The organism is Pseudomonas anatoliensis (assembly GCF_017976235.1).
Lineage (GTDB): Bacteria > Pseudomonadota > Gammaproteobacteria > Pseudomonadales > Pseudomonadaceae > Aquipseudomonas > Aquipseudomonas anatoliensis.
Genome location: NZ_JACVHC010000005.1, coordinates 1 through 14,520 on the forward strand (window position 1 = coordinate 1; position 14,520 = coordinate 14,520).

The window sequence follows — 14,520 nt, forward strand, 5'->3', positions numbered from 1 at the left end:
ATGAACTGAAGCGACCCGCTCTCGAAACCTACTCAACTCATTGAATCTCAAGGAGTTTTCCGTTTCGACTGCGCCGGAAGTGGGGCGAATTATAGACGTCTGGAATCTGCCGTCAACCGCTATTTTCATAATTCTGTCATATCAGTCAAAAAAGCCCGAAAACGCAAAGGCCGACCTTAAAAGGTCGGCCTTCTGCATGCCCTTCTACTTATAAGCTAGGGAATGCGAACTGCGAAGCCTCATGGCTCGCACGCTGCGGCCAGCGCTGAGTGATCGCCTTGCGACGGGTATAGAAGCGCACGCCATCCGGGCCGTAAGCATGCAGGTCGCCGAACAGCGAACGCTTCCAGCCACCGAAGCTGTGATAAGCAACCGGCACCGGCAGAGGAACGTTGACGCCAACCATGCCGACTTCAATCTCATCACAGAACAGACGCGCCGCTTCACCATCACGGGTGAAGATGCAGGTGCCATTACCGTATTCGTGATCGTTGATCAGTTGCATGGCCTCTTCCAGGCTGTTGACGCGAACAACACACAGCACCGGACCGAAGATCTCTTCTTTATAGATGCGCATCTCAGGGGTGACGTTGTCGAACAGGCAGCCACCCAGGAAGAAGCCTTCTTCATGGCCCGCCACGCTCAGACCACGACCGTCGACCACCAGAGTCGCGCCCGCCGCCACGCCGTCATCCACATAACCGCTGACTTTGTCGCGAGCCTGACCGGTAACCAGCGGCCCCATGTCCAGACCGCAGGAAGTGCCGGCACCGATTTTCAGCGCCTTGATCTGTGGAACCAGTTTGGCCACCAGCGCATCCGCAACCTGGTCGCCCACACACACGGCTACCGAAATCGCCATGCAACGCTCACCGCATGAACCGTAAGCCGCGCCCATCAGTGCGCTGACCGCGTTGTCCAGATCGGCATCCGGCATCAGCACCGCATGATTCTTCGCGCCGCCCAGTGCCTGAACGCGTTTGCCGCGCTTGGTGCCTTCGGCATAGATGTATTCCGCAATCGGCGTCGAACCGACGAAGCTCAGCGCTTTGACTTCCGGCGCTTCGATCAGCCCGTCTACCGCGGTCTTGTCACCGTGCACCACGCTCATTACGCCTTTCGGCAGACCCGCTTCCAGCAGCAGCTGAGCGATCAGCAGCGTGGAGCTCGGATCACGCTCGGACGGTTTGAGGATAAAGCAGTTGCCGCAGACGATCGCCAGTGGGTACATCCACAGCGGCACCATGGCAGGGAAGTTGAACGGCGTGATACCGGCAACAATGCCCAGCGGCTGGAAGTCCGACCATGCGTCGATGTTCGGGCCGACGTTGCGGCTGTACTCGCCCTTAAGGATTTCCGGGGCGGCGCAGGCGAACTCGACGTTCTCGATACCGCGCTTCAGTTCACCGGCAGCGTCTTCCAGGGTCTTGCCGTGTTCTTCGCTGATCAATTGCGAGATGCGCGCTTCGTTCTGCTCCAGCAGTTGCTTGAAGCGGAACATCACCTGGGCACGCTTGGCCGGCGGCGTGTTGCGCCAGGCCGGGAACGCAGCCTTGGCGGCATCGATGGCTTTCTGGATGGTTTCGCGGGTGGCCAGTGGCAGCTTGTGGATCGCCTGGCCGGTAGCCGGGTTGAATACATCAACCGCGCGACCGTTCTCGGTTACCAGTTCACCATTGATCAAATGCGGGATAACGCTCATCGAAAACTCCTGAATTCTTGTCCGCGGATGCCCACGAGGGGCACCCGCCGTTTGTAGGTATATATAGAAGGAAAAATCAGTCGAGCTTGTTCAGCACTTCGCCGACCGCGTCGAACAGACGATCGAGGTCTTGCGGCTTGCTGTTGAAGGTCGGGCCGAACTGCAGGGTGTCGCCGCCGAAGCGCACGTAGAACCCGGCTTTCCACAGGGCCATGCCCGCTTCGAATGGACGCACGATGGCATCGCCATCACGACCGGCAATCTGAATCGCACCGGCCAGGCCGTAGTTGCGGATGTCGATGACGTTCTTCGAACCTTTCAGACCGTGCAACGCATTTTCGAAATGCGGGGCGACTTCGGCAACGCTTTGCACCAGGTTTTCCTTTTGCAGCAGATCCAGCGATGCCAGGCCAGCAGCGCACGCCACCGGGTGCGCCGAGTAGGTATAGCCGTGCGGGAATTCCACGGCGTATTCCGGGGTCGCCTGGTTCATGAAGGTCTGATAGATCTCGGAGCTGGCAATCACCGCGCCCATCGGGATCGCGCCGTTGGTGATTTGTTTGGCGATGCACATCAGGTCCGGGGTGACGCCAAAGCTGTCGGCACCAAACATCGAACCGGTGCGGCCGAAACCGGTGATCACTTCGTCGAAGACCAGCAGGATGTTGTGCTGATCACAAATCTCGCGCAGACGCTTCAAGTAACCCTGCGGCGGCACCAACACACCGGCGGAGCCGGCCATCGGTTCAACGAACACCGCGGCGATGTTCGACGCGTCGTGCAGTTCGATCAGCTTCAGCAACTCGTCGGCCAGGGCGATACCGCCCTGTTCCGGCATCCCACGAGAGAACGCATTGCTCGCCAGCAGCGTGTGCGGCAGGTGATCGACGTCCATCATCGACTGACCGAACAGCTTGCGGTTGCCGTTGACGCCGCCGAGGCTGGTACCGGCGATGTTCACACCGTGATAACCACGGGCACGGCCGATCATTTTGGTTTTGGTCGCCTGACCTTTCAGACGCCAGTAGGCACGGACCATTTTCACCGCGGTGTCGGCGCACTCGGAGCCGGAGTCGGTGAAGAACACATGGTTCAGGTTGCCTGGGGTCAGGTCAGTGATTTTTTCGGCCAGTTGAAAGGACAACGGATGGCCGTACTGGAAACCCGGCGAGTAATCGAGGGTGCCCAACTGTTTGGAAACCGCTTCCTGAATTTCCTTGCGGGTATGCCCGGCGCCGCAGGTCCACAGACCCGACAGCGAGTCGTACACCTTGCGGCCTTTGTCATCGATGAGCCAACTGCCTTCGGCACCAACGATCAGTCGCGGATCGCGCTGGAAGTTACGGTTGGCGGTGTACGGCATCCAGTGCGCGTCTAGCTTCAATTGGCTGGCCAGTGGCGACGGAGCGTTTTCGGGCATGTTCATCGGGCAAAACCTCGCAGGGCTTAAGCTTCAGGGAGATAAAAGTCGTTGTTGCAGCTAAATTGCCACGCGGATAAAGTCGGTGAAATCCAACTCTTCTAACCTTCAGTTAGAGCATCACTAAACTTTGAGCGATTAAACATGAGCAGCCGCCGTCCCGATCCGCTGGCCCAGGTCAGTGACTTTGATATTCGCCTGCTGCGGATCTTTCGCAGCGTGGTGGAATCCGGCGGCTTCTCGGCAGCGGAAACCGTGCTCGGCATCGGGCGCTCGGCAATCAGCCAGCAAATGAGCGATCTGGAGCAACGCCTCGGTTTACGTTTATGTCAGCGTGGCCGCGCTGGATTCTCGCTGACCGAAGAAGGTCGCGAGGTCTATCAATCAGCCCTGCAGCTATTGAGTGCGCTGGAAAGTTTTCGCACCGAGGTCAACGGCCTGCACCAGCACTTGCGAGGCGAACTGATCATCGGCCTGACCGATAACCTGGTCACCCTGCCCCACATGCGCATCACTCACGCCCTCGCCCAATTGAAGGAGCGCGGGCCGGATGTGCAAATCCAGATCCGCATGATCGCGCCGAATGAAGTCGAACAAGGCGTGCTCGACGGTCGTCTGCATGTCGGCGTGGTGCCGCAGGCCAGTGCGCTGTCGGGTCTGGAGTATCAGCCGCTGTACAGCGAGCGTTCGCTACTTTATTGCGCGGTCGGTCATCCACTGTTTTATGTCGATGACAAACAACTCGATGACGAACGCCTAAATAGTCAGGACGCCATTGCCCCGACGTTTCGTTTGCCGGCGGAAATCCAGGCGCACTATCAAGCGCTCAACTGCACTGCCAGCGCTTCCGACCGTGAGGGCATGGCGTTTCTGATTCTGACCGGGCGCTACATTGGTTATCTGCCGGATCATTACGCCAGCCTTTGGGTACAGCAAGGGCGTTTACGCGCACTCAAGGCCGATACACGTTTTTATGATTTGAGTCTGGCATCGGTCACGCGCAAGGGCCGGCGCCCTCATTTGGTGCTGGAAAGCTTTCTGGAGAGTCTGGCGGCAACACGTTGAAAACCAACAAACGCCCAGCCACGTTAGGCCCTAGAGACAAAATTAACCAATAACCTGAGCAAGTGGACAGCTTTTTGCAAAGCAGGATCAATCCCGATCCTTCAACAAGAAGCCCAACGCCATGCAGCCAGATTCTGAACCGTCCAGCGACTTGATCTACGGCCTCAACGACCGCCCCAAACCGCTGGCCGCGACCCTTGCCGCCCTGCAACACGTGCTCGCCAGTTTCGTCGGCATCATCACCCCGCCGCTGGTGATCGGCTCGGCGCTCGGGCTGACCGCGCATTTGCCTTACCTGATCAGCATGGCGCTGATGGTGTCCGGGGTCGGCACGTTTATTCAGGCACGCCGCCCGTTCGGGATTGGCGCAGGGATGATCTGCCTGCAAGGCACCAGTTTCGCCTTTCTCGGCGCGGTGCTGTCGGCCGGGTTTCTGGTCAAGCAGCGCGGCGGCAGTCCGGAAGACATTCTGGCGATGATCTTTGGCGTGTGTTTTTTCGGCGCGATTGTGCAGATCGTGCTCAGCCGTTTCATTGGTCAATTGCGCAGGGTGGTCACGCCGCTGGTGACCGGGATTGTCATCACGCTGATCGGCATCAGTCTGATCAAGGTCGGCATTACAGATCTCGGCGGTGGCTTCAATGCCCCGGACTTCGGCGCGCCGGGCAATCTGGCGCTGGGCGTGTTCGTGTTGCTGACGATCATTTTGCTCAACCGCTCGAACACGCCGTGGGTGCGGTTGTCGGCAATCATCATCGGCTTGGTGCTCGGCAGCCTGGCGGCGTGGTTCAGTGGGAAACTGGTTCCGCAGCCGTTGCCTGACTTGCCGCTGGTGAGTTTTCCTACACCGTTCAAGTTCGGATTCAGCTTCGACTGGACCGCGTTCCTGCCGGTCGCGCTGATTTATCTGATCAGCACCATCGAAACCGTCGGCGACCTCACCGCCAATTGCATGCTCGCCCGTCAACCCATCAGCGGCCCTTCTTATATAAGCCGCTTGCGCGGTGGTGTACTGGGTGATGGCGTGAGCTGCATGATCGCCGCAACGTTCAGCGCCTTCCCCAACACCACGTTTGCGCAGAACAACGGCGTGATCCAGTTGACCGGCGTTGCCAGCCGTTACGTTGGCCTATACATCGGCGCGATTCTGTTTTGTCTCGGCCTGTTTCCAATGATCGGTGCAGTGCTGCAACAGATCCCTAAACCAGTACTCGGCGGCGCCACTCTGGTGATGTTCGGTGCCGTCGCCGCTGCGGGTGTGCGCATCCTCGCGCAATCGCCGCTGGATCGGCGCAGCATGCTGATCATCGCCACGTCGTTCGGCGTCGGCCTGGGCATCGCCGCGCAACCGAACCTGCTGCACCTGCTACCGAAACTGGTGCAAAACCTGTTCGACTCGGCGATTACCAGCGGCGGGCTGACGGCAATCATCCTTTGTCTGCTGCTGCCGGAAGCAAAACCAGCCCCCACTGAAGTACATGCGCCGCTGAACAAGATCGAACAGGCGTAACGGTTTTATCGTTTCAGGACTTGTCGGATACGTGTGGGTGCGCTATCAACGCAACTGGTTGCACCCACAGACAAACCCGGAAGTGCCTATGACCTTTGAAGTCCCCGCTCACGGCGGCAAGCCCGCCAGCCGCATTCGTCAGAAGAACGAAGAGACCATTCTCAAAGCCGCCGAAGACGAGTTCGCCCGTCACGGGTACAAAGGCACCAGCATGAACACCATCGCGCAGAATGCCGGGTTGCCCAAGGCGAACCTGCATTACTACTTCACCAACAAGTTGGGGCTGTACGTAGCGGTGCTGAGCAACATCATCGAGTTGTGGGACAGCACCTTCAACACTCTCACCGCCGAAGACGATCCGGCTGAAGCGCTGACCCGTTACATCCGCGCCAAAATGGAATTCTCCCGTCGCCAGCCACAAGCCTCGCGAATCTTTGCGATGGAAGTGATCAGTGGCGGCGAATGTCTGAGCGAATATTTCAACCAGGATTACCGCGCTTGGTTCCAGGGCCGCGCGGCGGTGTTTCAGGCGTGGATCGATGCCGGCAAAATGGACCCGGTGGATCCGGTGCACCTGATCTTCCTGTTGTGGGGCAGCACCCAGCATTACGCCGACTTCGCCACGCAGATCTGCCGCGTCAGCGGGCGCAGCAAGTTGACCAAGCAGGACATGGAAGACGCCGGCAACAACCTGATCCGCATCATTCTCAAAGGCTGCGGCCTCACTCCTTCTCTATAAGACGTTTATGCCTTTCACCCTCAGCGGTTTTTGCGAGTACCGCGAAGAGATTCGCAAAAGCCGCTTTATCACTTTCGCTGCACCGATCAGCAGCCCCGCTGACGCGCAGGCGTTCTTCGAACAGCACAGCGACTTGAACGCCTCGCACAATTGCTGGGCGTGGAAACTCGGCGATCAATATCGCAGCAATGACGACGGCGAACCGGGCGGCACGGCCGGGCGACCGATACTGGCGGCGATTGAAGCGCAGGATTGCGATCAGGTCGCGGTGCTGGTGATCCGCTGGTACGGCGGCATTCAACTCGGCACGGGGGGATTGGCCCGGGCCTATGGCGGCGGAGCGAACAAGTGCCTGCAAACGGCGGCGAAAGTCGAGTTGATCAGCCGCGTGCCGTTGAGTTGTGCCTGTGGTTTTGCCGAGTTGGCGCTGGTGAAGTTGCGGGTAGCGGATCTGGGTGGGTTGATTGTCGAAGAAAACTTCACGGCAAACGGCGTTGAGTTGAAGTTAGCTGTGGGGGAAGCGCAGATCGAGGTCTTGCAAACGCAGCTAGCCGATTTGAGTCGTGGGCGGATTTTGCTTCAACGATAAAAGATCAAAAGATCGTCCGATCGCGGCCCGAGCGTTCCGCAGGTCCTACACTTGAAATGCATTCCCCTGTAGGAACTGCCGAAGGCTGCGATCTTTTAGGGCATCACCCTTTTCCGTTATTACCCGGACTTGCCCACATCGGCTGTGCACCCGGCTGTGGATAACCTGAGCACATACCGCTGTAACCCTTCTGTCATGCGGCTTTGCGCGATTTGTTCACTTTTCGTTCAATTCCCCCGACGAAATGCAAATCCCACGCAAAAACAATCAGTTATCTTGGTTTATCACCATTAGAAGAAAGCACCGCGGTGCTTATGCCCGGGATTTCAGCTTGCGCACAATAACTGTGGAACAACCTGTGGATAACCCGTTCATGGCTGTCGCAGTCGCCGATGCTGTATAGCTCCAATGAGTTTGCTCGTTTTTTGATCAATTGCCGACGAGCAAAACTGGAGCCTGATCATCAGCTTTGCTCTCAATTGGTGCTTGGCATCACCGGGATTTGACCTCGCCAGCTCTGCACCAAATGCTGGGAGGCGATGCGTGGCGGACTTCCTGACTCAATGGCCAGGAAATTGCTTTATCCACAGGCACAACTCCAAGCAAGTCGAGCCTGTCATGTCCATCGCCCCCCCTGTCCCGCGCCTGCAACTGCGCCATATCAGCAAACGCTACCCCGGATGTCTGGCCAATGACGCCATTGATCTGAGCATTGCGCCTGGTGAAATCCATGCGCTGCTCGGTGAGAACGGCGCAGGCAAAAGCACGCTGATGAAGATCATCTACGGCGTCACTCAGGCCGACGCGGGCGAGATGCTCTGGCAAGGACAGCGCGTGAACATGCGCAATCCGGCCCAGGCGCGACAGCTGGGGATCGGCATGGTCTTCCAACATTTCTCGCTGTTCGAAACTCTGACCGTGGCGCAGAACATTGCCTTGGCAATGGGTGCGGCAGCGGGCACACCGAAACAGCTTGAGCCAAAGATTCGCGAAGTCTCGCGGCGCTACGGCATGGCGCTGGAGCCTGAGCGACTTGTCCACAGCCTGTCGATCGGCGAGCGGCAACGGGTGGAAATCATTCGCTGCCTGATGCAGGACATCCGGCTGCTGATCCTCGACGAACCGACTTCAGTGCTGACGCCGCAGGAGGCCGACGATTTGTTCATCACCCTGCGCCGTCTCGCCGCCGAGGGTTGCAGCATTTTGTTTATCAGCCACAAGCTCGGTGAGGTTCGCGCCTTGTGCCACAGCGCCACGGTCTTGCGCGGCGGGCGGGTAGCCGGGCATTGCGTACCGGCCGAATGCTCGGATCAACAGTTGGCGCAGATGATGGTGGGCGAAGCGGCGGCGTTGATTGGCGACTATCCAAAGGCCAGCGGTGGCGCGGTGTTTTTGCAGGTCAGCGGTTTGAGCTGGCATAACCCGGACCCGTTTGGCTGCTCACTGACAGGTATCGACTTGCAGGTGCGCAGCGGTGAAATCGTTGGCATCGCCGGAGTCGCGGGCAATGGCCAGGATGAACTGCTTGCCCTGCTCAGTGGCGAGCAAACGCTGCCACGGGCCGAAGTCGAAAAGATTCGTTTCGGTCATCAGGCCGTTGCTGATTTACGCCCCGATGCACGACGCAAACTCGGTCTGGCTTTCGTCCCGGCAGAGCGTCTCGGCCATGGTGCGGTGCCGGAGTTGAGTCTGGCCGACAACGCGCTGCTGACAGCCTTCCAACAAGGGCTGGTGAGCAACGGTTTGATCGAACGCGGCAAAGTCGAAGCCCTCGCCCAGCAAATCATCCAGCGCTTCGGGGTAAAAACGCCGAATACGCAAACCGCCGCCCGCAGCCTGTCCGGCGGCAATCTGCAGAAATTCATCCTCGGCCGGGAAATCCTCCAGCAACCAAAACTGCTGATCGCCGCGCACCCGACCTGGGGCGTCGACGTCGGCGCCGCCGCGACCATCCACCGCGCGTTGATCGCCTTGCGCGACGCCGGCGCGGCGATTTTGGTGATTTCCGAAGACCTCGATGAACTGTTCCAGATCAGCGACCGCCTCGGCGCCTTGTGTGGCGGCAAGCTGTCGGCGCTGCAAAACACCACGGACACACAGTTAAGCGACGTCGGCGGATGGATGGCCGGTCAGTTCGATGCCCCTCAACAACACGCCACGGTTTAACGGAGTTTCAAACATGCTGCTTTCCCTCGAACCCCGTGGCCAGCAATCGCGCCTGATGCTCTGGTGCTCACCGCTGTTGGCGGCGGCGCTGACGCTCGGTTGCGGTTCGCTGCTGTTCATCGCCCTCGGTCATGATCCGCTGCAAACCTTGCATACGCTGCTGATCGCGCCGGTCAGCGACTTGTACGGCGTTTCGGAATTACTGGTCAAAGCCTTGCCGATTCTGCTCTGCGCGCTGGGCCTGGCGGTGGCCTACCAAGCGCGAATCTGGAACATCGGCGCCGAAGGTCAATTGCTGCTGGGCGCACTCGCCGGCAGTGCCTTGGCGGTCAACATCATCGACATGCAAAGCCGTTGGGCGCTGGTGCTGATTCTGCTGACCGGCACCGTCGCCGGCGCCGCATGGGCGGGGCTCACCGCATGGCTGCGCACACGCTTCAACGCCAACGAAATCCTCACCAGCATCATGCTCAATTACATCGCGCTGAACTTGCTGCTGTTCTGCGTACATGGGCCGCTGAAGGATCCCGCCGGTTTCAATTTTCCCGAGTCGGCAATGTTCGGCGACGCCAGCCGTTTGCCGCTGTTGCTGGAGGATGGCCGCGTGCATGCCGGGGTGTATTTCGCCCTGCTCGCGCTGGTCGCGGTGTGGGTGTTGTTGCAGAAGAGTTTTATCGGTTTCCAGATCAAAGTGCTCGGGCTCGACAAGCGTGCGGCAGGGTTCGTCGGCTTTCGCGAGAAGCGTTTGATCTGGCTTGCCCTGTTGATCAGCGGCGGGTTGGCGGGGCTTGCCGGGGTCTGCGAAGTCACCGGCCCGATCGGCCAATTGGTGCCGCAAGTGTCACCGGGTTATGGCTACGCGGCGATCACCGTGGCGTTTCTCGGGCGGCTCAACCCCATCGGAATTCTGTTCGCAAGTTTGCTGATGGCGCTGCTGTACATCGGTGGCGAGAACGCGCAGATGAGCCTCAATCTGCCGCAAGCGATCACGCAACTGATTCAGGGAATGATGCTGTTTTTCCTGCTCGCCAGTGATGTGCTGATTCTCTATCGACCACGCCTGAATCTGCGCTGGGCACGGCGCACACAGACCCCCACCGTAACCGCCGGAGCGCTGTGATGGATATCGATCTGCTGAGCAATATTTTCTTCGCGATGGTGCGTTGCGGCACGCCGCTGCTGTTGGTGGCGCTGGGTGAACTGATCTGCGAGAAGAGCGGCGTGCTCAACCTCGGTCAGGAAGGGATGATGCTGTTTGGTGCGGTGATCGGTTTTATCGTCGCGCTCAACAGCGGCAACCTGTGGCTTGGCGTATTGCTGGCGATGCTCGCCGGGATGTTGCTGTCGTCGCTGTTTGCTTTGGTGGCGCTGGTGTTCAACGCCAATCAGGTGGCGACCGGGTTGGCCCTGACGATTTTTGGCGTGGGGTTGTCGACTTTCGTGGGGGCGGCGTGGGTCGGCAAACCATTGGCTGGATTCGAGCCGTTGGCGATTCCGTATCTGAGTGAAATTCCGCTGATCGGACGGATGCTGTTCGCGCAGGATCTGCTGGTGTATCTGTCGTTTGCGCTGTTTGCGCTGGTGGCGTGGGTGATCATCAAAAGCCGCGTCGGGCTGATCATTCAAGCGGTCGGCGAGAACCCGGATGCGGCCAGTGCGATGGGCTTGCCGGTGTTGACCGTGCGCACCCTGGCAGTGCTTTTCGGCGGCGCGATGGCCGGGCTGGCCGGGGCGTATCTGTCGCTGGCGTATACGCCGATGTGGGCGGAAAACATGACGGCCGGGCGTGGCTGGATTGCTTTGGCGCTGGTGGTATTTGCCAGTTGGCGGGTGTGGCGGTTGTTGCTGGGCGCCTATCTGTTCGGCCTCGCCAGCATCCTGCACCTGGTGGCGCAGGGGTTGGGTTTGGCGATTCCGTCGAGCCTGCTGGCGATGCTGCCGTACGTGGCGACGATTGTGGTGTTGGTGTTGTTGTCGCGCGATGCGCTGCGCACACGGTTGTATGCGCCGGTGTCGTTGGGGCAGCCTTGGCAGGCGGGGCATTGATGCATTGACCTTGTTGGCCCTATCGCGAGCAGGCTCACTCCTACATTGGATCGGGTTCACAATTCACTTGTAGGAGTGAGCCTGCTCGCGATGGCTTTTCAACAGGCAACACCTGAGCGATGCCCCACGCCAGTTCGAAGACGAGGAAAACCAACAGAATCGAACTGGCGCCATGCAGCAAGGCATACCCCTGCCAAGCCGCAAACAGAAACCGCGCCACCGCGTCATAACGTCCATAAAGCGCCTGCGGATCACGAATCCGCAGCACCGCCCACACACAAACCACCGAACCCAACATATTCGCCATCAACATGTGCATCGGCGCGAACGCCGGCAACTCACCCGGCAAATCCATCGTCTGACTCAGCGCCGCGAAAACCCCATGCAAAAAAGCAAAACTCCACGGCGTCACAAACGCCGCCGTGACGATCAGGTCGTACCAGGCGCTGCCGCGCACCACGTTTCGATATTGTGTTGAAGTCCACATCGTCCATGCTCCAGAAATTTGAGGAGCAACCACGTTAAAGCCTGGAGTATGCTCCAGGGTCAAGCCCTCTTCAGAGCATCACAAATGCGCATCGGTGAATTGGCACAGGCCAGCGCAGTCAGTCGCGACACGCTGCGTTTCTATGAGCAACGCGGATTGATCGCGGCGCAACGCAGTGCCAATGGTTATCGCGACTACCCGCCGGAAATGCTGCAACTGGTGCTCTACATCAAGACGGCGCAGCGCCTGGGTTTTACCCTCGGCGAGATCGGCGACAGCGTTGCCGCACTGTGGAACGCGCCCGATCCGCAAAACGCTGTGGCGCAATTGCTGCGCGACAAGCTGCTACTGATTGAAACCCGCATGAGCGAACTCGACGCGCTACGGCATGAGTTGCAACTACGGCTCGGTCAGGCGTGTCCATTGAATCCTGAACTTTGACTTTCAAGGAACCCATCATGTCCCAGGCAAAAAACGCACTGATCATCGGCGCCTCCCGAGGCTTGGGCCTCGGGTTGGTGAAGACCCTGCTGGGCGACGGCTGGCAAGTGACCGCCACCGTGCGCAATCCCTCGAATGCCCAGGCGCTGCAAGCGCTGGGCAACGTGCGGATCGAGAAGCTCGACATGGATGACCAGCAGGCGGTGATCGCCTTGAGCCAACAGTTGAAGGGCGAAACTTTCGACCTGCTGTTCGTCAATGCCGGGGTCAAAGGCCCGGCCGTACAGACCCCGGGCGGCGCGACCCTGGCGGAAGTCGGTCAGCTGTTTTTCACCAACGCGGTGGCGCCGATCAATCTGGCGCAACGCTTTGCCGGACAGATCCGCGATGGCAGCGGCGTGCTGGCGTTCATGAGTTCGGTACTCGGCAGCGTGACCATGCCGGATGCGCCGGAACTGGCGCTGTACAAGGCGAGCAAGGCTGCGCTGAACTCGATGACCAACAGTTTTGTCACGCAATTGGGCGAGCAAAAACTGACCGTACTGTCGCTGCATCCGGGTTGGGTGAAGACCGACATGGGCGGTGAAGGGGCTGACCTTGATGTGGACACCAGCACACGCGGTCTGATCGATCAGGTGAATGCGTTTACCGGCAAGGGCGGACATCACTTCGTCAATTACAAAGGCGAAACCATTCCCTGGTAATCCCGGGTTTCTCTATCCGCAAATACCTGTAGGAGCTGCCGTAGGCTGCGATCTTTTGATTGTAAAAAACAAGATCAAAAGATCGCAGCCTTCGGCAGCTCCTACAGGGGTCGTCACGTTATGGTTTGAGTTGGGCGGGGTGTTGTCCTGTCGGGTGGGGCTTGCCCGGCGCAACGATTTGTTTGAAACTGCGCACCTCGTCCGTCGCGGCGAACCTGGATCAGCAGACAGGGCAACACTGAGCTGGCAACCCTGAACCCACTTTCAGAGGAGCCGGCGACAATGCCTGCGACCCGTACCTGGTTAAAAAACCCCCTCGCCATTTTCACCTCCAACGAGCTCGATGCCCGTGGCGGTCTGGTGCTGCAAGACGGCGTGATCGTCGAAGTGCTTGCCGCCGGTCAACAGCCGTCGGCGCCATGCAATGAAGTGTTCGATGCCCGCGAGCATGTGATCCTGCCGGGCCTGATCAACACCCACCATCACTTCTATCAAACCCTGACACGCGCCTGGGCGCCGGTGGTCAATCAGCCGTTGTTCCCGTGGCTGAAAACCCTGTACCCGGTGTGGGCACGGCTGACGCCGGAAAAACTCGCCCTCGCCACCAAAGTCGCGTTGGCCGAGTTGCTGCTGTCGGGTTGCACCACCGCTGCCGACCATCATTATCTGTTTCCGGACGGTCTGGAAAACGCCATCGACGTGCAAGTCGAAACCGTGCGAGAACTGGGCATGCGCGCCATGCTCACCCGTGGCTCGATGAGCCTCGGCGAGAAGGACGGCGGCCTGCCGCCGCAGCAGACCGTGCAGGAAGGCCAGGTGATTCTCGACGACAGTCAGCGCCTGATCCACGAGTACCACGAGCGTGGCGACGGTGCGCAAATCCAGATCGCTCTGGCACCGTGCTCGCCGTTTTCAGTGACGCCGGAAATCATGTCGGCCAGCGCCGAACTGGCGAACAAACTCGACGTGCGCCTGCACACGCACCTGGCCGAAACCCTCGACGAAGAGGATTTCTGCCTGCAGCGTTTCGGCCTGCGCACCGTGGATTATCTGGACAGCGTCGGCTGGCTCGGCCCGCGCACCTGGCTGGCCCACGGCATCCACTTCAACCCGGACGAAATCGCCCGCCTCGGTCAGGCCGGCACCGGCATCTGTCATTGCCCAAGCTCGAACATGCGTTTGGCCTCGGGCATTTGCCCAAGCATTGATTTGACCGACGCCGGTGCGCTGTTCGGTCTGGGCGTGGATGGCTCGGCGTCCAACGATGCATCGAACATGATCCTCGAAGCGCGTCAGGCGCTGTACATCCAGCGCCTGCGTTACGGCGCCGAGAAGATCACCCCGGAGCGCGTGCTGGGCTGGGCGACCAAGGGCTCGGCGAGTCTGTTGGGTCGTACCGACATTGGTGAACTGGCGGTGGGCAAACAGGCGGATCTGGCGTTGTTCAAGCTCGATGAACTGCGCTTCTCTGGCAGCCACGATCCGATTTCGGCGCTGCTGCTGTGCGGCGCAGACCGGGCGGATCGGGTGATGATTGGCGGCAAGTGGCGCGTGGTTGATGGCCAGGTCGAAGGGCTGGATCTGAAAGGCCTGATCGCCGATCACAGCCAGGCGGCTCGCCAGTTGATCGCCGGCACCTGATTCACCGCGA

At 59.6% G+C, this 14,520-nt stretch carries 13 protein-coding genes; 10 read left to right on the forward strand and 3 right to left on the reverse strand.

Annotation, left to right across the window (positions count from 1 at the left end):
* Nucleotides 1–208: 208 nt before the first annotated feature.
* Entirely contained in the window at nt 209–1,702 is a 1,494-nt protein-coding gene (locus tag ICA16_RS16975) for a CoA-acylating methylmalonate-semialdehyde dehydrogenase (RefSeq protein WP_210701094.1), read from the reverse strand.
* Nucleotides 1,703–1,778: 76 nt separating this feature from the next.
* Nucleotides 1,779–3,128, reverse strand: a complete 1,350-nt coding sequence (gene aptA / locus ICA16_RS16980; RefSeq protein WP_150617868.1) for an omega-aminotransferase AptA — start codon at nt 3,126–3,128, stop codon at nt 1,779–1,781.
* A gap of 138 nt (nt 3,129–3,266) precedes the next feature.
* On the opposite strand from aptA, the gene ICA16_RS16985 reads away from it, so the two are divergent.
* The 7 genes from ICA16_RS16985 to ICA16_RS17015 all read left to right on the forward strand — a co-directional run bounded on the left by ICA16_RS16985 (nt 3,267) and on the right by ICA16_RS17015 (nt 11,237).
* On the forward strand, nt 3,267–4,187 hold the full coding sequence (locus tag ICA16_RS16985; RefSeq protein ID WP_210701095.1) for a LysR family transcriptional regulator: 921 nt from the start codon (nt 3,267–3,269) through the stop codon (nt 4,185–4,187).
* 121 nt (nt 4,188–4,308) lie between these two features.
* Nucleotides 4,309–5,697, forward strand: coding sequence for a uracil-xanthine permease family protein (locus ICA16_RS16990; RefSeq protein WP_150602508.1), 1,389 nt, complete (start codon nt 4,309–4,311; stop codon nt 5,695–5,697).
* 88 nt (nt 5,698–5,785) lie between these two features.
* Complete coding sequence (locus tag ICA16_RS16995) at nt 5,786–6,436, forward strand: TetR/AcrR family transcriptional regulator (RefSeq protein ID WP_150617871.1); 651 nt, start codon at nt 5,786–5,788, stop codon at nt 6,434–6,436.
* Between the two features lie 7 nt (nt 6,437–6,443).
* Nucleotides 6,444–7,025: an IMPACT family protein gene (locus ICA16_RS17000; protein WP_150617872.1), complete on the forward strand. Its 582-nt coding sequence runs from the start codon at nt 6,444–6,446 to the stop codon at nt 7,023–7,025.
* Nucleotides 7,026–7,643: 618 nt separating this feature from the next.
* Nucleotides 7,644–9,191, forward strand: a complete 1,548-nt coding sequence (locus ICA16_RS17005; RefSeq protein ID WP_210701096.1) for an ABC transporter ATP-binding protein — start codon at nt 7,644–7,646, stop codon at nt 9,189–9,191.
* Nucleotides 9,192–9,204: 13 nt separating this feature from the next.
* Nucleotides 9,205–10,311, forward strand: coding sequence for an ABC transporter permease (locus ICA16_RS17010; RefSeq protein ID WP_210701097.1), 1,107 nt, complete (start codon nt 9,205–9,207; stop codon nt 10,309–10,311).
* Nucleotides 10,311–11,237 (forward strand): ABC transporter permease, encoded by a 927-nt coding sequence (locus tag ICA16_RS17015; RefSeq protein ID WP_210554179.1) that lies wholly within the window; start codon nt 10,311–10,313, stop codon nt 11,235–11,237. Before ICA16_RS17010 ends, ICA16_RS17015 begins: the two co-directional genes overlap by 1 nt.
* A gap of 40 nt (nt 11,238–11,277) precedes the next feature.
* On the opposite strand, the gene ICA16_RS17020 is transcribed toward ICA16_RS17015, so the two are convergent.
* Complete coding sequence (locus ICA16_RS17020) at nt 11,278–11,724, reverse strand: hypothetical protein (protein WP_210701098.1); 447 nt, start codon at nt 11,722–11,724, stop codon at nt 11,278–11,280.
* An 84-nt stretch (nt 11,725–11,808) separates the two neighbouring features.
* Between ICA16_RS17020 and ICA16_RS17025 the strand changes: the two genes are divergently transcribed.
* From ICA16_RS17025 to ICA16_RS17035, 3 genes are all read left to right on the forward strand, one after another.
* The gene (locus ICA16_RS17025; RefSeq protein ID WP_150602514.1) at nt 11,809–12,165 is read left to right on the forward strand and encodes a MerR family transcriptional regulator; all 357 of its coding nucleotides are present in this window, start codon (nt 11,809–11,811) and stop codon (nt 12,163–12,165) included.
* 17 nt (nt 12,166–12,182) lie between these two features.
* Nucleotides 12,183–12,869, forward strand: a complete 687-nt coding sequence (locus ICA16_RS17030; protein ID WP_150602515.1) for an SDR family oxidoreductase — start codon at nt 12,183–12,185, stop codon at nt 12,867–12,869.
* Nucleotides 12,870–13,151: 282 nt separating this feature from the next.
* Nucleotides 13,152–14,510: an 8-oxoguanine deaminase gene (locus ICA16_RS17035; protein WP_115145867.1), complete on the forward strand. Its 1,359-nt coding sequence runs from the start codon at nt 13,152–13,154 to the stop codon at nt 14,508–14,510.
* Nucleotides 14,511–14,520: the final 10 nt, after the last annotated feature.